The sequence below is a fragment of the Dyadobacter crusticola DSM 16708 genome, from assembly GCF_000701505.1.
Classification (GTDB): Bacteria; Bacteroidota; Bacteroidia; order Cytophagales; family Spirosomataceae; genus Dyadobacter; species Dyadobacter crusticola.
This window is the reverse complement of record NZ_JNJB01000006.1, coordinates 421,832-441,862: the sequence shown is the minus strand read 5'-3', so window position 1 is coordinate 441,862 and position 20,031 is coordinate 421,832. Positions and strand designations below refer to the sequence as shown.

The following is a 20,031-nucleotide window of genomic DNA, read 5'->3' as shown; positions in this document are numbered from 1 at the left end:
ATCAACGAGAAGTGGTCTAAATATTCAGCTTACTAATTTCTTTTTGTAAATGATTTTTGAAGGTCTGCAGACTATCCGAGGTCAAATGCAATCCATCTTCAGTTCGATAGTAGTATCCCCTACTGTCCGGAATCCATTTGTAGGGTTTTTCACGAAAAATCTTTTTCAATTCTGCATGTTGTATTTGAAACAATTTGGCATTGGCCAGCACAGGATCAATGGGTACTTCCAGGAAAACCACTTCACAGCCTTTATCCGAAAGTGTATCTACATTCTTTTTCAAGGAAGCCAGGTCCGATTGCAGTTTTCGTAAATCAGGCGTTTTATTGAATTGCTCAATCAACTCCTCGATTTCAACCTGACAGGTATTTGAACCGGATGGTTTTCTTGAATTCATACCGATCTTGAACGCGCGCAAAACTTGCTTGACCAGCTTCAATGGATTGTTCTTTTTAAGAATAAAAGGCAGTATTTGCTTCCACTTGAAAAGCCTATTTGAAAAAAGGTGTGCGATCACTTTCTCGTTGGTACCTTTGAAGATGAAATTCGTCTCTACGAAAAGAACTTTCGGAGTTTTATTGGACAATGCAATTACCTGTAATCCCGTACAGCTTCCATAATAGGGAAAATACAGGTTAAAAGAATTACGTGAAATCCGCGGATCAATGTGTCCTATCAGCCCGGACCCGACAAACACGTGATCAAATGTGCTTCTTGAAAAAACATAAGCTTCTGCCCTTTCGATATCATCGTAATATATCGTTTTCCGAAGTGGCAGAATGTAAAGCATTAAATTATAAATGCCCAGCAGCCCAATGAAAATAATGCACAGACTAAAAACAGTTTCAAAGCTCATATTGTATTCCCTGCCACGGGCATTTTGATGATTTTGTAAAAACAAAAAACCAGGCTGATCAGCAGCTGAACCAGCGCACAAACAATGTTAAACCACAATACGCCATGCAATGTCGAAACGTCCAGCAAAAGAATGCAGATCAGCACGCAGCCCAGGTTGAGGCTGATAGAAACAAGCGGCTGCATTGTCCACCCCCGGCTGGAATAAAGCGCGTAAACGGAGCCGCTCAGCAGGTTAATTGAGGCTGCGGCAAGGCTCAGAAGCAATGCAGAACCGAGCCCGGCGTACTTCGGCCCGAGCAGCTGCAATATTTGGGCAGAAAACAAATTGCAGGTAACTAAAATCAACACCATTAAAACCAACAGCAGCAGCAGAATCTGTAAAAACCGCTTCAATAAATCCGCTCTCCTGGCCGCCATTCGCGCGAAACGCGGTGTGACCATTGTCGCAAAAAGAATACTGAACAAGCTCAATATCATCGCAATACGACCAAGCGCACCGAGTTGCGCCACCGCAAATGCGGAACCTGAAAGCGACACGATCCAAACGGCGATCTGGCTTGAATAAGCGTAGTAGATCGTTAGCGGTAATATCCGGCGGACAGTTTTCAATAGCTCCTTTCCGACGGCGGGATCGGGCTTTACAGACAGGTCGGCAAAGGTATTCATGGTTTGCCGCAATTTTAAGTTGCCGTAAAGCCGCGGGGCTCCGTTTGCAAGGAGTGAAACGGCAGTCCACGGGAAAACCAGCAACAAACCGGCACTTACTAAAAAGCGGCCTGCCGCGACCATCAACTGATTGACCTGCAATGTTTTAATATCCTGATGCAGCTTAAACGGAATTTCGAGAACCGAGTCGGTCAGTGTGGCCAGGAAGGCGGGGACCAGCGCCAGGACGATCAACAAACTGGCGGGCCAGCCGGCTCCCTGGCGCAGCAGAAGAAAAAGCAGTATCGGGATTGAAATGCAAAGATTGATGAGGGAAAAATTCCTTCTCAACTTTAATCCGGTCGCCAGAACCGAGCCAAGCTCAGCGCGATCCTGCCACACCCGGCCCCCTTGCGCCATGACGCCGTTGTTGATGCCACTATCAGAAAGCAGCGCCATCGTGCCCAACACGGTGTTGCCGATGGTGTAATAAGCATACTCCCGGACGGGCAGCAAATGGATGATCAGAAAACCCGTCAGCAAGCCCAAACCCTGAATCGTGGCCTGCGACATAGCAGTCACAGCAGCCAGTTTTGCCAGTTGAATGAGCCTTGCGTACACAGCAGGTACTTGTAGCAATATGGATCTTTTCCTCATCATTATTTCTCGCCTGATCTTAAATGGCGGAGTAGATTTAACCTAACGCTTGATGATATACGCACTTAAAAATATCAGATGCCGAAACTTAGTTCAGCTATTTCCCGGCAACCAGCTCTGCTTCTGATTTGACATTAGATTCATCGAAATAGCCCTGCCCGTTTCCATAACCGTAATCAGCGCCGTAATTGACTCCATTGTACACCAGGCTCAGGTTCGGGAATCTTTTTGAGAATTTCAGTTCGGCTACACTTTTCAGATGGTCTTGCAAGGTGTAGTTGTCGCGCACAACGTAGAGGCTGGCTTCGACGTACTCGGAAATCAACGCGCTGTCAGTAACCAGGCCGGTTGGCGGCGTATCGATCAACACGTAGTCATACTCTGCGCGCAGCTCGCGGATCAACTCGCCCAGCCGCCCATTGCTGAGCAGCTCGGACGGATTCGGGGGAAGCGGACCACTTGGAATAATGTCAAACTTAGGGTGCAGCCAGGTTTTCTTGATCAGATCCTGTGCATTCAGCTGTCCGATCAGATAGTTGGTAATGCCTACATTGTTGGTCACTTCCAGGTATTCGTGCACGGAAGGCTTCCGCAGATCAAGCCCCAGCAGGATTACTTTTCTGTCTGTATAAGCCAAACTCGCGGCCAGGTTCACGCTGACAAAGCTTTTTCCCTCATTACTGATCGAAGAAGTGATCATGATGATGCGGCAGTTTCCGCTGCCCAAGTATTGCAGATTGGTACGCAGCGCCCGGAACTGCTCGGATACCTTGCTGCGGCTGCCGATCTTGAACACGGCTTCCGAAGTACGCTGTCCTTTCTTTTTCTTCATTGTTCCAATCTCGCCGAGAATCGCTGTCTGGGTCAGATCTTCTACTTCTTGCCTGCTCTGTACTCTTGTATTCAGTAATAAAATAAGGTTGATCAAAACCAATGGGATCACCACGCCAGCCAATCCCGCTCCTGCCCAAATGGTGGAATGCCGCGGTCTGATTGGCTGGTAGGAAGAAATGGGCGCATCGATCAGTCGGCTGTCGGTAACTGTCGATGCGTAGGCGAGCGCAGTTTCCTCCCTTTTTTGAAGCAGGTACAGGTAGAGGTTTTCCTTGATGGTCTGCTGCCTTTTGATACCGAGATACTCTCTTTCTTTTTGAGGAATACCACGCAGTCCTGATGAAAACCGTGTGTTAATCGTTTCAAGATTGCGCTTGGTAACGTCCATTCCCCGGCGCAGGTTCTGGACGTTTTCGCGGATTGCCTGCCTGGTTTGCGCCATTTGAGTAGAAATCGTTTCTACCAGCGGGTTGTCGGCCTGGGTTGTCTGCGAATACCTTTCGCGCTGCAGATCGAGCTCGTTGTACTTGGTAAGCAACAAAATCAGGATCGGGTCGTCGATCATATAAGTTGCAGGCGGCGGTGTACCGGCTTTCGGGTTTTCGACATAATGATCAACACTTTCCAGAATATTGATCTTGGTATTGATCTCATTCAGCTTGACATCATTTTCCTTGATATTGGACAAATACAGCTGCGACTCCGCACCGATATCGGTCAATCCCCTTGTTTTCTTATATACTTCCACGTGCTTTTCCACGTCGCCCAGCTCACCCGTGATCAGGTTGAGGCGACTTTCAATGAATTTAAGCGTGTTGGAAGCTTCGCCGTTTTTATCGCTGATCGAACTTTGTACATATACATCCAGCAGCTTGTTCAAAATATCTTTGGCGCGCTGTGTGGAGGTATCTTCAAAAGTCAGTTCAAGCAGCGTACTTTCCGGATAAAGCACTTTTACATTCAAGCGGTGCAGCATCCCCGCGGTAAGCGCGGGCAGGTTATGAAACCGTACCGAAATGTCCCGGTAAGGTGACGCCACGCCGTGTTCAACAGTAAACAAGCCCCACTTCGTCCTGAGTTTTTGACCAAATTGATGACGCTGCGGGAAATCGTTGATCGTGAATTCGGTGCTGTCGATTTTGTGGATGATCAGCGGATTGGAATAGGCGAATTCGAAAACGATTTCCGCATTCACGCGGATCGGACTTTGCGAATAGAGATCTACTGTCCTGAAACCATCTTCGGTTTCGTACGCAATGTCCAACGCCAGCTGCTTGGCTACCAGGCCCATCAACAGCTTGGAGCGAAGAATGCCCATCTCGTTTTCGAGCGATTTGTTGCCGTTCAATTTGACCATTTCATCCATGATCGCCTTGCCGGCGCTTGCTTCCCCATCATCTTTGATGAGCAGCGTGGTAGACGAGATAAAAACCGGTTGTGTAGAGAGCAGGTAGTAGTACGCTCCCGCGAGGCACAATGGGATAAATAGTACAAACAGGTACCAGTACTTGAAATACCTGAAAATGTAAGCGCGAAGATTAAACTTCTTCTGCTGACCGTCCTGGTTACCAGGAAACAGTCCACTTCCTTTTTCTTCCATTATAAAGGATGTTTATTTATTAGGCAATGAATGCACTTAGAGAACTCTGAAAAGCACCAGGGAAACCGTGGTTATAATGCTCAGGCTAAGAGGTAAAATCTGATACGCGCGGTCGGCGTGGGTCATTCTTGCCTTGGCGGGCTCCACGTAAACGAGATCATCTTTGTGGAGGTAATAATAAGGCGAGTCGAAAATTGCTTTTGATGTAAGATCTACGCGGGTGTACGCCCGTTTTCCCTTCTCTTCCCTGACAACCAGGATATTGTCGCGCCGGCCGTAAATGGTCAGATCCCCGGCTAGCCCCAATGCTTCGGGCAGCGTTACTTTACCGTCGGTAATGGTGTACACAGCCGGCTTATTGACTTCACCCAGAACCGACACTTTGAAGTTGAGAATGTGAATTGCCACGGAGGGTGCTTTGAGGTATTTGTTGAGCTTTCTCCTGAGGGTATCTGCCGCCTGCTGCAATTCCAGTCCCTCCACATGCACTTTCCCGATCAGCGGCATTTCAATGCTCCCGTCGGCAAACACCAGATGTCCGTAAGGCTGCGATGTAGCCTGTCCGCCATTCACTGCAACCGATGGCGCGCGCTGGCTAACGGTATTGAAGATATCATTTGCTTCCAGGTTCAGACTGCCGACTGTGATCGACAGCATATCATTCTTTTGAATGGTAGGAATATAATCCTGCATGATCGAGTCGACCGTGTTTTCAGGACTGCTGTTTTGGAAATACACCATTTGTTTGGGTGTAATGCAGCTTACATTGCAGGCAGCTACCAAACCGGCAGCAAATAAGCATAAAAAAGAACGGAGCGAGAGGGAGTACAAATTCACCATACAGTATGAGTCGCTTGAAAAGACGTATGTAATGATACAATCAATCTTTTTCAGCGATTCTACACATTCAGATGAAGCGGGCAATTAGGCGGATAAGGCGGGCAGTCACATCAGGGATCTGTCTACCCAACTTCGGGCCCGTGATTTCCGTTTGCTCAACGGATCTACCGTTTGCTCAATGTACCCTCCCTGTTTTCCTTTTACGTCTAGTTTTGGGCAAACCTCTAAACTAACAGGAAATGAAACTTCCAAACTATTGCACCTTGCTACTGTTCATTTGTTTAGCCTGTCCGTCTTTCGCACAGGAAAAGCTCTGGACAGAAACGGACCGCCAGTATACCGTCGATCAGTTGACCCGCACGAGGGACGAACTGGTAAAAGAAACAGAGAACCTTACACCGGCCCAATGGGATTTCAAAGAATCCCCGGAACGCTGGTCGATCGCTCAGATTGTGGAACACCTTGCGTTATGGGAAATCATCTGGGCGCGGGAAATCTGTATGGGATCGCGCAGCAAGCCGCAGCCGGAATTGAACCAGACAGCCCGGCCAGACAGCTATTATTCGGAGTTTATTATGGAAACAAACCCGCACGTAGCAGCTGATATCGCCATACCTACCGGCTTTATTAAAGGAAAGAACAATCTGACATTCTTTCTGAGCCGCCGCGAGCAGAACATCGCTTTTGTGAAAAAGACAGATGCAGATATGCGCGCACACTTCGAGCTGACCGGCACCCCAAATCCACGCAACATGCACCAGGTGTACATCTACCAATGGGGCCACGTAGACCGGCATCTAAGACAGATCCGGAAAGTAAAAAGCGATGCTAAATTTCCCAGGTAGGATCAATCAGGCATTCTCTCTCACCTTATAGTACCTCCGTCTTTTCAAGTTTTTAAAATTGCCAGATCCGTGATCGCCTTCTTTTCTTCATTGAAAGCGGCATGTATCTGGCAATGCTATTTAAAAGTTCAACCGGCGAGATTCACATGCTGGTTATCCAAGTGCTTTAAAAAGCAGATCTGACAAGAACGCCGCGGTAAATTTCTTGTGGTCTGAGCCGTCCACATCTGTTAACTTGGGAAGAAACGTGCAGAAAAACTGCTGAAAATGCGACGTTTCAATCAATGTGCTGCTAAGTGATCTCGGATATTGATAATCGGGATTGTACTCACTGACTACCAATGCAATCCTCGCACATAAATCTTTATAAGCCTTAAAAACCTGGGATTTATTAATTTCCTTGACTTCTTTCACCAGGTACACCTTGCTGCTTTCTGATATCACTATCTGGTTGAGAAACCGCTTATTGTAATCCATTGTCCCCGAGCTCTCCGGGAGTTCCTGCGTAAGGAGCTCAATGATGGTTTCGAGCTTGACTTTCGCATCCGTTATGTTCTGTAATCTGAACACAACCAGAAACTCCATATAACTCCAGTACCAGTTCAGGATGTAGAGTAACATCCTGTGCTTGTTTTCAAAATAGCGGTACACCGTCGCCTCAGTCGTGTTGACCTCCGCCGCCAGCTTTTTGAATGTAAAATGTTCAAATCCTAACTCATAGATCAGATCTATCGCGCTCTTAACAAGTTGCTTACCCAGCTCACTACTTTCAGGGTCTTTCAAATAGACCGTTTTATTTAAAGAAAAACTTAGCTGAAATTCCATCGAGATCACATTTATAAATCTAACATAACAAAATATTCACAAACGAGAGTAACCCTGTCTTAAAAAAAAATTTAACTATATTTCATAATAGTAATACTATCATTCAGAAAAGCATTGTTATATTTGTTGGAAATGAGACAATAGAAGTATGGAGAAAGTAAACCCTTTTAAGAAGCTATGGGATTTGATTTTGCTGGACAGGTCCGATGTGGGGTCTATCTACTTTTACGCCACACTGAGCGGGCTGGTAAACCTGAGCTTGCCGCTTGGCATTCAGGCCATTATAGGTTTTGTACTGGGCGCATCTATGGTAACATCTATCTATGTGCTGATCGTCCTGGTGGTGTTAGGAGTTAGCGCGGTGGGTCTGATGCAGATCAATCAGATGAAAATCATTGAAAAAATCCAGCAGAAGATCTTTACCCGCTACGCATTTGAGTTTGCCGACAAGATCGCAAGGTTTGATCTGATGAAGACGGACGGGTTTTACCTCCCCGAAAAAGTCAACCGGTTTTTTGATGTGCTGAATGTGCAGAAAGGATTATCGAAGCTGTTACTGGATGTACCCATCGCAAGTATTCAGATCATTTTCGGGCTGATTCTGCTGGCCATTTACCATCCGTTTTTCATTGTGTTTGGTCTTACCCTGCTTTTTGTACTATCGTTGATCTTCCAGCTTACGGGTGCGAATGGTTTGAAAACCAGTCTTCAGGAAAGCGTTAACAAGTACAAAACAGTTGGCTGGCTGGAAGAAATGGCGAGGGTTATCAATCCATTCAAGCTGGAATATGACGCTCACCTTAATCTGGTGAGAACAGATGCGCACGTAAGCAAATATCTGCAATCGCGAACTGATCACTTCTCGGTACTGCTTGTTCAGTACAGGGCACTTGTGATTACCAAAGTGGCGATTACGCTGGCCATGCTGGCAGGGGGCTCCTTTCTTTTGCTTGACCAGCAGATCAATGTCGGTGAGTTTATCGCGGCGGAGATTGTAGTACTTACCGTGATCAATGCGGTAGAGAAGCTGATTGTTAACCTGGACAGTGTCTACGACGTAGCCACCGGTTTAGAGAAGCTGGCCACGGTTACGGAAAACCTTTCCGAGCGCGAGGGCAGCGTAGATTTAAACTTCCCCAATACCGGTGTCAGTATCGATCTGATTGATTTCTCGTTTGCATTTCCGAATGGTAAGCGGATTTTCAAGGATGTGAACATCCACATTCCAGCCGGAAGCCTTGTTGGTATCTCTGCATCCGGTATGTCAGGTAAATCGACTTTCCTGAAAATACTTGGCGGGCACTTCCAACAGTACGGTGGTTCTTTACTGATTAACAAAATTCCTCTAAGCGACTACCGCCTGCCTTCACTTAGAAGAAGGGTTGGTATGTACCTCAATCATAAAGATATATTCATCGGTACCGTGTGGGAGAATATCATCGTCGGCAGAAACCACATTACCTCTGAGCAAATCATCAATCTTGCCGAGCTGACGGGGCTTTCCGGATTTCTGGACCTGTTACCCGACGGATTCCAGACACAGGTAGATCCAAACGGGAAAAATCTGCCCAGCCAATATATCAAGCGCATTTCATTACTACGGGCAATGCTGGACGAACCTGTCCTGCTGCTGCTCGAAAATCCCTGGGAAGGTATGTCCGTGCAGGATAAGCCGAAAATGATGCAGTACCTGGTAAACAGGGCCGGCAAAGCCACGGTGGTGGTAGCCACTGACGACGCAGAATTTTTAGAGCAATGTGACAAACACATTGTACTCAGCAACGCAACAGCAACCTTGATCTGAAAGGCAGAAAATGGAAAAAGCGACCTATAAAATACCCCTCAAATCCTTCGATACCATTTATCTTCACGATCAAAAAAGTAAGGTAAGGTACTGGTTTTACGGCATCATCCTTTTGCTTGTACTGTTCCTCTTTTTACCCTGGACTCAGAACATTAAAGCCCGGGGAGATATCACCTCGCTGTATCAGGAGCAGCGGCCTCAGAACATCAACTCACCTATTCCCGGAAAAATCGTCAAGTGGTCGGTTAAGGAAGGTGATTTTGTGAAGAAAGGCGACACGATCATTCAGATATCGGAGATCAAAGAAGAATACCTGGACCCTAACCTGGTCGGAAGGACCCAGGAGCAGGTGAACGCAAAAAAGGGCTCTATCAACTTCTATAAAGGAAAAGCCGCTACCTCTGTGTCGCAAATGGAGGCATTGCAGGCTGCGAGGACATTCAAAATCAAGCAGCTTGAAAATAAGTTGAGCCAACTCAACAACAAGCTTTTGGGCGAACAGGCCGAACTCGAAGCTGTCACGAACGAATTAAATCTGACCAAAGACCAGTTTGACCGGCAGCAGAAAATGTTTGAGCAAGGACTGGTATCCCAAACACAGTTACAGCAACGCAACACCGCTTTCCAGAATGCATTAGCAAAGAAAATAACAGCCGAAAACAAGATTGCACAGACCAAACAGGAAATGCTCATCGTCGAGATCGAGCAAAATGGCGTTCAGCAGGAGTATGCCGAAAAGATCAGCAAGGCAGAGGGAGACCGGTTGCAGAGCCTGAGCAATATCGCAGCCGGACAAGGCGAAATGGCCAAACTGGAAAACCAGGTAGCCAATTATACGATCCGCAACGGAATGTATGTCATTGTAGCCCCGCAGGACGGGCAGATTGTTCAGGCCAGCAAGGCCGGGATCGGCGAGATACTGAAAGACGGCGAGCGTATAACAGTGATCGTTCCCACGCGGGTAAACTATGCCGTAGAGTTGTACGTGCGCCCCGTCGATCTTCCCCTGATCAGCATCGGGCAAAAAGTTCGCTTTATGTTTGACGGCTTCCCGGCCATTATTTTCAGTGGCTGGCCGCAGAGCAGCTATGGCACATTTGGAGGAAAAGTGGTTGCCTATGAGCACACAATCAGTCCCAACGGGCTGTTCCGGGTGCTGGTCGCCGAGGATGAGAATGATCGGCCGTGGCCGCAGCAACTAAAACTCGGGACTGGCGCACAGGGCATTGCATTGCTTAAAGACGTGCCGCTATGGTACGAGCTATGGCGAAACATCAACGGCTTCCCGCCGGATTACTACACTTTGAAAGATCCTGCATTGAAAAGTTCAGGTAAAGAAACAAAATAGGCAGCTTATGAAAAGCTTGGCAATACAATTGAGCTTACTGCTAGTACTGGCGGTTTTGCAGCCGGCTGCGGCACAGGATTCGACACGAACACTCAGCGCGGCGCAGGTGCTGGAATTGGTCCGGAAATTCCACCCGGTCGCTAAGCAGGCAGGTATCAACATCGACAAGGCACAGGCCGATCTGCTGATTGCGCGCGGTGGTTTCGACCCGGTGCTGGGTGCCTACGTAGCACGCAAGCGTTTCGACGGCATTAACTATTACAACAGGACTTCGCCCGAAATCATGATACCCGCCTGGTATGGCATTGAAGTACACAGCGGGATTGAGAATTACACCGGGGAGCGGCTGGACCCCACGATGACCAAGGGACAATCGGCTTTTCTGGGGGTGAGCGTTCCCCTTGGTAAAGACCTGCTGATGGACAAACGCCGCGCCTTTCTGAAACAGGCGCGGATATTCAGGTCCCTCGCCGATACGCAGCAAAGACTGGTACTTAATGATTTGCTGATGGAATCCATGAATGCCTACTGGCAGTGGGTCAACAGCTATAATCTGTATCTAATCATGCAGGCCAATGTAGCCATCAACGCGCAGCGGCTGGACTTTGTCCGCAAATCGCTCCTGAACGGCGAGCGCGCCGCCATTGATACGATCGAAACACTGGCACAGTTACAAAGCTTTCAATATCAGCAAAATCAGTATCTGCTCGAATTTCGGAATGCGGGCTTACAGCTGTCCGCCTTTCTTTGGCAAGACACAGGTGATCCGTATACTTTACCCGAAACGATCACCCCTTCGGCAGACTGGGACAATGAAGAAAATATCGAAGACTTTGACCTGAACCTAAACAGTTTGCTTTCTGCTGCCACGCAGGCCCATCCTGAACTTCAATCTTACGATTTCAAGCTGCGGGCGCTCGATATCAATAAGAAGCTCAAATTTCAGGAGCTGTTGCCCAAGGCAGATTTCCGCTACAATCACCTGAGTAAAGGATATAATGCATTGGCCAGCGCCGGAGAAGCGGCAATTTTTGACAACAACTATCAGTACGGCTTCAAATTTGAGATCCCACTGCGGCTTTCTGCCGGCCGGGGAGAATACAAAATGGCGCGGCTTAAAATTGAGGAAACCCGCTTAGGGCAAATGCAGAAGCAGCTGGATTTACAAATAAAGGTAAGGCAGTATCACAATGAGCTGAATGTGCTTAGAGAGCAAATCAAGCTGCAAACTCTTAACTACGCCAATTACCAGCAGCTCGTCCAGGCAGAAGAAACGCGGTTTGGGAATGGGGAAAGCTCACTTTTCCTGATCAACAGTCGTGAAAACAAAGCTTTGGAGGCACGCCAGAAACTGATTGAACTCAAAACCAAATACTACAAAACAGCTTATGCACTCCAATGGAGCGCAGGGTTACTCTATTAAGCTATTCAAGTTAATCTAACAGAATAAAGGCCGCCAATCCCACTCATTCCTAATCTCGGACGGGCACAAATTCCGTCGTTGTTGCTGCGTACCCAGGTTATTTAGTATAATATTGGATCAAATATCTTATTTTAATACAATATTGTAGTAAAATGCACAAAATTTAATCAGCTCCGCTTTAAATGCTAAAACTGGATACCTTAATAGAGCAAGCAGAAGAACAGCATGCAACCGACCGTGAAGACGCACCGCAACTTCAAGCAACTGGTTCAATACCCGCGGCAGAGATGCCGGAACTGGATGATGACACAAAAATGGCTTTAATCGCAGGCCATTTTGCCGACATCATGCGGGTTCTTGGCCTGGATCTGGAAGACGACAGCTTGAAGGACACGCCGAAACGTGTGGCCAAGATGTATGTAAAAGAGATTTTCAGTGGTTTAAACCCGGCCAACAAGCCAGAACCAACCCTTTTCAACAATTCATTTCAGTATAACCAGATGCTGGTTGAGCGGAACATTGCCGTTTTTAGCAACTGTGAGCACCATTTTGTACCCATTGTTGGCAAAGCCCATGTGGCTTATATCAGTAATGGGCAGGTGATCGGCCTGTCGAAGCTGAACCGGATCGTGCAGTACTGCGCACAGCGGCCCCAGGTTCAGGAACGACTTACCGTCCAGATCGCGGATATGATCAGGGAAGCCCTCGGAACAGACGATGTGGCCGTCATCGTCGACGCGCATCACCATTGTGTATCCAGTCGCGGTATCCGCGATGCGGGCAGTACCACAGTGACTGCGCAATACTCCGGGAAATTTTTGAACGCCGAGACCAAAAATGAATTTCTAAAATACATAGCATAATGGATTTTAATGGAAAAAATATCCTGGTAGTCGGCGGCAGTTCCGGTATTGGTTTATCACTGGTTAAAATGTTACACGAAAACAATGCATTGGTTTATGTGATTTCGCGTACAAAGCCAGCCGATTTTCCTGAAGGCATCAAGCATTTGCAAGCCGATATGACAGGCAACCTTGATGCGGTCAGCGGCTTCTTGCCCGAGCAATTGCACGGCCTGGTTTACTCGGTCGGCAGCATTAACCTGAAACCCTTCAACCGCCTGACCAGCGATGATTTCCTGAACGATTATCGCCTCAATGTGCTGGGTGCCGCTTTAATGGTCCAGCATGCATTGAAACAATTGAAAAACGCCGCAGGAGCTTCCGTGGTTTTGATCAGTTCTGTGGCGGCCAATACGGGCTTACCATATCACGCCAGTATATCCGCTGCAAAAGGCGCAGTTCAGGGACTGGCTATATCGCTGGCGGCCGAATTGGCTGCACAGCGGATAAGGGTAAACGTGGTCGCGCCATCGCTGACAGACACGCCAATGGCGCAGACTCTGCTCAGCTCTCCTGAAAAACGCGAGGCTTCTGCAAAAAGGCACCCGCTCGCAAAGTTCGGCCAGCCGGAAGATGTTAGTCGAGCAATCGCATTTCTACTTGCAGAAGACAGCAGCTGGATAACCGGTCAGGTCATTGGCATTGATGGAGGTTTGGGCAAACTAAAAACCGTTTGACAATGGAAAATATCAAGAGCGGGCAGATTGCCGCATTGGAGAAACAGTACAGGATCTGCCTGATCAACAGCTTGGTTGGGTACAAATCGTTGAACCTGCTGGGCACGATCAGTGAGGAGAAAGTTACCAATCTTTGCGTGATCAGCTCGGCTTTTCACCTGGGCGCCAACCCGCCGCTCGTCGGTATGGTAATGCGGCCTGGGCGTGAACACAACGACACGCTCCGCAATATCATGGCAACCGGCCAATATACCTTGAACAACGTGTTGCCCGCCTGGTACAAACAGGCCCATCAAACCAGCGCCAGTTATCCATCCGGCGTATCGGAGTTTGAGGCTTGCGGATTTGAAAAGAAATATATCAGCGGCTTCAATGCGCCCTTCGTGGCTGAGTCGACAGTCCGGATCGGTTTGAAGCTGCGTGAGATCATTGATATGGAAATTAACAGTACAACGATCGTTGTCGGCGAAATTGTGGAGATTCTGGCAGATGATTCGCTTATTGGCGAGGACGGTACCATAGATCATATCAGCGCAGGTACCATGACAGTAGCGGGCCTGGATGCTTACTTTCTTCCGCAGCCTGTCGGACGGCTTGCTTATGCGAAGCCAGGGGTTGAGCCGAGTGAATTAACCAGTGCAAACTGAACGATTATGGAACATCAGACTGACGTAATCATTATCGGTGCAGGATTAGCGGGCTTAACAGCTGCGCGGGTACTGAAAACTGCTGGTAAGTCTATAAAGATACTGGAAGCTTCTGGCCAGATAGGAGGCAGAGTGAGAACGGAGGAGGTTGATGGCTTCCTTCTGGACAGAGGATTCCAGGTTTTGTTAACGGCTTACCCGGAAACGCAGCGCTTTTTGGACTATGACGCCCTGGACTTGCGCAAGTTTGATCCTGGTGCATTGATCCTGAACGAAAAGGGCCGCACAAAAATCGGCGATCCCGCCAGGCAGCCTGGCACCTTGCTCAGTACATTAAGCTCCTCGGCGGGTACATTAAACGATAAATTCCGAATGCTGGGGCTGAAATTGAAGCTCGCGGGCAAGAGTATCGAGGAGATCTTCTCCGGCAGTGAAGTCACTACCCTCTCCTACCTGGAAAATTTCGGGTTCAGCCGGCGGATTATCCGCCAGTTCTTCAAACCATTCATGAGCGGGATCTTCCTCGAAGACAAGCTGAGCACATCCAGCCGCATGTTCGAATTTGTATTCAAAATGTTCAGCGAGGGTGATACTGCTGTGCCGGCGAAAGGAATGGGTATGATCCCGCAGCAGTTAGCAAAAGGACTTACATCGGCGGAGCTTATCTTGTATCAAGAAGTGGTTGGGATTGATGAAAACAAGGTAAAAACATTATCCGGGTCCATTTACCAGGCAAAAAACATCCTTATTGCCACAGACCAGCTCGAAATTCCCGGTCCTTTTCGCCGCGCGCCGGCATCTTACCATTCCGTGACGAATATGTATTTCACCGCTGCCAGCAAACCTTATGCGGCGCCGGTGATTGCTTTGAATGCATTACCCAACAAACTGGTCAACAACATTGCCGTAATGGACCAGGTCGCTCCGGGTTATTCCAAGAAAGGACAATCCCTGATCTCATTATCGCTGGTCGGCAATCACTCCTCTGCAAAAAGCGCACAGCTCCGGGCTGATGTTTTACGTGAGATGCAAATCTGGTTTCCCGGCGCAATGCAATGGAAACACCTGAAAACCTACCATATCGATTATGCTTTGCCCGACGACGACCGTGTGACCAATGAACCTGACCAGCGAATGATGAAATTAAGTCCGCATTGCTTTATTTGCGGTGACCATTTGATGAACGGGTCGATCAACGCCGCTATGAAAAGCGGAAGACTCGCCGCAGAAGCAATATTAATGAGCCAAAATTCGCCGGCATGAAATCATACAAGCTTATTCATGAACTGATTACTCTCGTGGAAGAAGCCGAGCAGGAAAACCCGGGCCGCGAGGTAACCATTCAGGACTTCGCCGGCTTCCTGGTCCATTCGCTCAGCAAGCCGGCCGAGCATAGCGGTCATGATGTAAGATTTGGAAAACAGGAAAGCACTGCACAGCAGAATGCCTTTCAACTCGACAACAATATCGGCCGGCTATTTGTATATATGAGCCGCTATGCGAAGTCTTACATTAAAAAAGCCCTCGAAGGCACGCCGCTGCTCACTGCCGAGGATTTCACGGGCCTCGCCATTCTGCTGACCCACGATCACCTTTCTAAAAGTGAGCTGATCAGTTATAATTTACAGGAGAAAACCTCAGGTACCGAAGTGATCAGACGGCTGCTCGCTGCCGGGTTGGTAAAGCAATGGGATGATTTAAAGGACAAAAGGAGCAAGCAGATCGCCATTACCGAAGCAGGAAGACAGCTGCTTTACAAGGTATTTGAAGATATGAACCACGTCGGCAAAATGATCAACGGTAAATTAACCTTGTCCGAAAAGCTGACCCTGCAATACTTGCTGCAAAAGCTTGAAGACTTCCATCACGAACATCACGAAAAGAAAACGATTGCCAGCAAAGCAGATCTGAGGTCTTTTGCAGGGGAGCTCATTACCGACGCAGAATGAAGCTGCCGCTGCCAGCATTGTGTGCTGTTAAGAAAACCCTCGTCAAACCCTATACAGTCGTTTCGGGCAGTTTGCTGAGGTCTTCCGTTTTGAGAAATGTAAAAAGGATATCGTAGAAATCCTTGGGAAGAAAAGGCTTTGCCAGATACCCGGAAAAACCACTCGCCAGCGCCTTGTCACGCTCATCAGTAAACGCAGAAGCTGTCAATGCGATTGCAGGTATCGTGGAGCCCTGCGCGCGGATGATCTGAGTAGCTTCAAAACCATCCATCAGCGGCATTTTGAGGTCCATCAATATCAGGTCGTAATGTTCACTGTTGAACCGTTCTACTGCCTCACAGCCATTCTCGGCCTGATCGTATTGCAAACCGATCTTTTTGAGCAGATTTGTGGCAAACAGTATATTAACGGCATTGTCATCCACAACCAAAACCTTCGCTGCGGGCAGCACTATGGGCACACCAGTCGGCTTTTCTTCTACCCATTGCTGATTGGAAAATGGGAAATCAATCGTGAAAGAAAAACACGATCCAAGCCCCAGCGCGCTTTCTAAGCTGATTTCACTTCCAAAAAGTCGCAAAAGTTCTCTGGTAATAGCCAGTCCGATTCCCGTTCCGCGATTGCCACGCTTTGCCTCGGTACTACTTTGCACAAAAATTTCAAAGATGGAAGATTGATCTTCCAGCGGAATGCCGACGCCCGAATCGGTGATTGCAAAATGTAACGATATATGGCTTTCATCCCTTCTGTGTTCCCTGACCGCCAGCTTTACAAATCCCTTTTCCGTGAATTTAATGGCATTGTGGATCAAATTGGTAAGGATCTGGTTAAGCCGAAGCTGGTCGCCGGTCAGGTGCGCTGGCAGGGATTGATCAATTTCAAAGATCAACTCAAGTCCCTTTTCCTGCGCGCGTGGAATGAACGTTTTTTCAAGATTTTTGAGCGAAGCATAAAGGTTGAAGGGTTCCCTGGCAAGCTTTACGTGATTGGAGTCTATCTTATTAAAGTCAAGAACATCATTTACTACCGCCATCAGGTGATCAGACGAAAACTTTAAAGTACCGACCAACTCTTTTTGGAAATCAGTCCGCAAATCCTCCTGAAGCATCAGGTGAACAACCCCTACGATCCCATTGAGCGGAGTCCTGATCTCGTGGCTCATAATAGAGAGGAAGTCGGATTTGGCCTGCATTGCCTCCTTTGCCAGCTGGTTTTGCTTTTCGAGCTCTTTGTTCTGTATCTGCAAGCTGTTGACATAGACAAACTCCCGGTATTGCTTGTTATAGCGCATTTGCGAAACCAATGGAAAAACGCTTTGTCCGAGAAAATAGAAAAACCCGCCTTCCCTTAAAAAATGAATCAACACATCTTCGCCTTTGATATAAAGCGCAATAGAGAAAAATAGAATGGTGGCTACCGAACTGATCAGGGCGTAACTGAACTTCCAATGCAACACCCAGATGGAAAATATCAGCTGTAGCGTCAGATTGATGCTCATGTCATAGTAGTAGAGGGTCTGAAAGCGGGCCAGGATAAATGAATGAAAAATAATTAACAGGATCCGGCTGTAAAAAGAAGCCTGCTGACTGTTGATTTTTCCTCTGAAATGTAGGAAAATGAGCACTGCTACCACACTGCTGCATACCAATTGTATCAGAAGAATAGACTGATAATCGGGGTTCCCATTCAGGTAGTAGAGAATGGAGGTTAACGGGTAACAAATCAGAAATGTAAAGCAAAATATCCTGTTACCCCACGTCGCTTTGCCTCGAATTCTTCTTTCCAAAGATTCGTCAAGCCGTGCAGGTCACCTTGTATCTGATGATCAAAACTAGTTGGTGCCACTGATGAGTAAAACTCGCTATTTAAACATCGCAAAGTAGCTATTTAAAGCCCATTTCCCACCACTGTCACATACCGGAATGTAAATAAATATTGATGTAGGACAAATGTTGATAAGCTGTTATGATCAGAATCTGGCACGCCGGGCGTTTATGCCAGTTTGATCTGGCGCCAGGTGCCAGAAGGCCGCTGAGGTATCTACTCACCTCATCAGATACACATTCACAGATTTTTTCACATCCTCCAAAGTTTGCCTGGGTGGTTCGAAGGGGGCCGGGATGGGTTGTTTGGCAAATGTTTGCAGATACAAAACCCAGGCATCCCGCCACCAGATCGCCTCCCGGCGCTGCACTTTCAGGCGCTCCGCAACATCTGTATAAACCTGCGGATCAATGCTTTCTTTTGCCAGATCCCATTGCTTCTGCATCCACACGACCGAATCAGCGCCGGTATAAAACCGCGTGCACAGCTCTTCCCAAAGTGACCGGCCGGTGCTGAGCTTTTTATCCCAGCGTACATGGTGAAACCAAAGCAGATACGGCAAAGGTGTTTGGTCGGGGTTGCTCCACTGTTGCTGTACTTCTGGTCTATATTGCGCTAATGCATTGCTTCCCGCAGCAGTTCGGTCGAAGCCTAATCCTGCCGAATCGGCGCGATGGTAATATACTGCCGTCCAGTCCGGGCGCGAGCCTTTGTTTTGCCAGGGTTCGGGTGCAAAATGTACGCCCATCCAGGGCCGGGAAAGGCCAAGCGGGGTGTTATAATCGACGTAAATCTCTCTTGACCGTAACATCAGTTCGACAATGTGCCCGCTTGCTTTTTGGTTTTGGGTCAAAGTCAGCGCGGCCCATTCCCGCGCTATCTGCTCCGAACTAAGCTCGTGATCCCAGCTCAACCTGCCGAATGCATACCAGTTGGCTTGTGCGAGCGGATGTCCTGTCCAGTTACGGCTGTTACCTGTGTTGGCCACACCCGCCATGAGCGTGCGCGTATAACCGTGCAGGCTTCCATCTACAACCTTCGCTACGGTTGATCCTTTTCCGCTCACATAAGTATCCGCATCCAGACATTCTTTGAAGATAGGCGCTTCATATACCGCGTGCGTAGCGAAACCCAGGTATTCCTGCGTGAGCTGAAATTCCATTCCCAGTGGCGTTTTAGGCATATTTCCAAACAATGGCGAGAATGGCTCACGCGGTTGGAAATCAATAGGGCCATTCTTTACCTGCACGATAACCCTGGGATCAAACTTCCCATCGAGCGGCACAAATTCTTCGTAAGCCGCCTTGAAACGATCTGCATTTGGATCGGCTTTGTAAACGAATGCGCGCCATACCACAATGCCGTCGTAAGGCTTGAACGCTTCGGCCAGCATGTTGGCACCGTCGGCATGCGTCCTTCCATAATCCTGCGGACCTGGCTCTCCCTCCGAATTTGCTTTCACTAAAAAACCACCGAAGTCAGGGATCTCTTTATAAATCTGAGCCACCTTTTCTTTCCACCAAGCACGCACCTGCGGGTCGAGCGGATCGGAAGTTTTCAGCACGCCCAGGGTTTTAGGCGCAGCGAAATACACGGATAGGTAGGTCTTAATTCCGTATTTCCGCATCACATTCGCCACCGCTGCAACCTTCATAATGTATTCCTGCGACATAAAACGTGCGCTGGCGTTGACATTATTCAGCACAGTTCCATTAATCCCTAAGGAAGCATTCGCCCTGGCATAGTCCGTGTAACGCGGATCGACACGCTCGGGCAGCTCATACCATTTCCAGAGCGAGCCGCCTGCGTAACCACGCTCGATCGTTCCATCAGGATTATCCCAATGGTTCAGCATCCTGTAACGCACTTTGGGGCTGCTTGCAATGCTCAGGCCCCTGATCGGCAACTGCATTTGCATGTGGCGGAGCAATGCAAATGTCCCGTAAAGAATGCCGCTTTCCGATCTTGAACTTATTACAATGTTGCCGCCCGCAAGCTGGATGTAATAACCATCCGCTTGTTGCGTAGAATCGGCGCCAGATTCTATTTTTAAAATAATCCCGCCTGACTTTGAGGCAAATGCGTTAGTTACATTGACGGATTTACCCAGGAGTTTGCCTAATCCCATTTGCAGCTCCCTGGATGCACTTTCCAGAATTTCCCCTTTCGCAGGCTGACCAATGAAAGTGGTATATCTCAGATATTCAGCCCTGACAGATGCATTTGTGACCCGCTTATATTTAAGCCAGAGCCGGTATCCGTCGTTGCCATCTGATGACAACGGATCAGCCGCAAATGATTTTGCACCAAATAAAAAGCAGCTGAAAATGAGCAATAGAATGCTTTTGATCAT

The 20,031-nt window shown here is 48.0% G+C and carries 16 protein-coding genes; 9 read left to right on the top strand and 7 right to left on the bottom strand.

Features of this window, described 5'->3' with window-relative positions; genetic code table 11:
• Window positions 1-16 precede the first annotated feature (16 nt).
• The 4 genes from Q369_RS0110300 to Q369_RS0110285 all read right to left on the bottom strand — a co-directional run bounded on the left by Q369_RS0110300 (window position 17) and on the right by Q369_RS0110285 (window position 5,434).
• Window positions 17-856, bottom strand: a complete 840-nt coding sequence (locus tag Q369_RS0110300; protein WP_035333220.1) for a hypothetical protein — start codon at window positions 854-856, stop codon at window positions 17-19.
• Entirely contained in the window at window positions 853-2,163 is a 1,311-nt protein-coding gene (locus Q369_RS0110295) for a polysaccharide biosynthesis protein (protein ID WP_157488133.1), read from the bottom strand. The genes Q369_RS0110300 and Q369_RS0110295 overlap by 4 nt, the downstream gene beginning before the upstream one ends.
• Window positions 2,164-2,257: 94 nt before the next feature.
• On the bottom strand, window positions 2,258-4,594 hold the full coding sequence (locus Q369_RS0110290) for a GumC family protein (protein ID WP_051664000.1): 2,337 nt from the start codon (window positions 4,592-4,594) through the stop codon (window positions 2,258-2,260).
• 36 nt (window positions 4,595-4,630) lie between these two features.
• Window positions 4,631-5,434, bottom strand: coding sequence for a polysaccharide biosynthesis/export family protein (locus Q369_RS0110285; protein WP_031527725.1), 804 nt, complete (start codon window positions 5,432-5,434; stop codon window positions 4,631-4,633).
• 239 nt (window positions 5,435-5,673) lie between these two features.
• Between Q369_RS0110285 and Q369_RS0110280 the strand changes: the two genes are divergently transcribed.
• The gene (locus tag Q369_RS0110280) at window positions 5,674-6,279 is read left to right on the top strand and encodes a DinB family protein (RefSeq protein WP_035333218.1); all 606 of its coding nucleotides are present in this window, start codon (window positions 5,674-5,676) and stop codon (window positions 6,277-6,279) included.
• Between the two features lie 153 nt (window positions 6,280-6,432).
• On the opposite strand, the gene Q369_RS0110275 is transcribed toward Q369_RS0110280, so the two are convergent.
• Window positions 6,433-7,062 carry a TetR/AcrR family transcriptional regulator gene (locus Q369_RS0110275; RefSeq protein ID WP_229206791.1) on the bottom strand — a complete coding sequence of 210 codons (630 nt, stop codon included), beginning with the start codon at window positions 7,060-7,062 and terminating at the stop codon, window positions 6,433-6,435.
• Window positions 7,063-7,252: 190 nt separating this feature from the next.
• Between Q369_RS0110275 and Q369_RS0110270 the strand changes: the two genes are divergently transcribed.
• From Q369_RS0110270 to Q369_RS0110235, 8 genes are all read left to right on the top strand, one after another.
• Window positions 7,253-8,908, top strand: a complete 1,656-nt coding sequence (locus Q369_RS0110270) for a peptidase domain-containing ABC transporter (RefSeq protein ID WP_031527722.1) — start codon at window positions 7,253-7,255, stop codon at window positions 8,906-8,908.
• A gap of 10 nt (window positions 8,909-8,918) precedes the next feature.
• A complete protein-coding gene (locus Q369_RS0110265; protein WP_031527721.1) occupies window positions 8,919-10,256 on the top strand; it encodes an HlyD family secretion protein in 1,338 nt (445 codons plus the stop codon).
• Between the two features lie 7 nt (window positions 10,257-10,263).
• Window positions 10,264-11,679, top strand: a complete 1,416-nt coding sequence (locus Q369_RS0110260) for a TolC family protein (RefSeq protein WP_031527720.1) — start codon at window positions 10,264-10,266, stop codon at window positions 11,677-11,679.
• 182 nt (window positions 11,680-11,861) lie between these two features.
• Window positions 11,862-12,542: a GTP cyclohydrolase I FolE gene (folE, locus tag Q369_RS0110255; RefSeq protein ID WP_031527719.1), complete on the top strand. Its 681-nt coding sequence runs from the start codon at window positions 11,862-11,864 to the stop codon at window positions 12,540-12,542.
• A complete protein-coding gene (locus Q369_RS0110250) occupies window positions 12,542-13,258 on the top strand; it encodes an SDR family NAD(P)-dependent oxidoreductase (RefSeq protein WP_031527718.1) in 717 nt (238 codons plus the stop codon). The genes folE and Q369_RS0110250 overlap by 1 nt, the downstream gene beginning before the upstream one ends.
• Before the next feature lie 2 nt (window positions 13,259-13,260).
• Window positions 13,261-13,905 (top strand): flavin reductase family protein, encoded by a 645-nt coding sequence (locus Q369_RS0110245; RefSeq protein ID WP_031527717.1) that lies wholly within the window; start codon window positions 13,261-13,263, stop codon window positions 13,903-13,905.
• A 6-nt stretch (window positions 13,906-13,911) separates the two neighbouring features.
• Window positions 13,912-15,168, top strand: a complete 1,257-nt coding sequence (locus Q369_RS0110240; RefSeq protein WP_031527716.1) for an NAD(P)/FAD-dependent oxidoreductase — start codon at window positions 13,912-13,914, stop codon at window positions 15,166-15,168.
• Window positions 15,165-15,854, top strand: a complete 690-nt coding sequence (locus Q369_RS0110235) for a MarR family winged helix-turn-helix transcriptional regulator (RefSeq protein WP_031527715.1) — start codon at window positions 15,165-15,167, stop codon at window positions 15,852-15,854. Before Q369_RS0110240 ends, Q369_RS0110235 begins: the two co-directional genes overlap by 4 nt.
• A 49-nt stretch (window positions 15,855-15,903) precedes the next feature.
• On the opposite strand, the gene Q369_RS0110230 is transcribed toward Q369_RS0110235, so the two are convergent.
• Both Q369_RS0110230 and Q369_RS0110225 read right to left on the bottom strand, forming a co-directional pair.
• Window positions 15,904-17,640: a response regulator gene (locus tag Q369_RS0110230; RefSeq protein ID WP_157488131.1), complete on the bottom strand. Its 1,737-nt coding sequence runs from the start codon at window positions 17,638-17,640 to the stop codon at window positions 15,904-15,906.
• A 258-nt stretch (window positions 17,641-17,898) separates the two neighbouring features.
• Entirely contained in the window at window positions 17,899-20,031 is a 2,133-nt protein-coding gene (locus Q369_RS0110225; RefSeq protein ID WP_031527713.1) for an alpha-glucuronidase family glycosyl hydrolase, read from the bottom strand.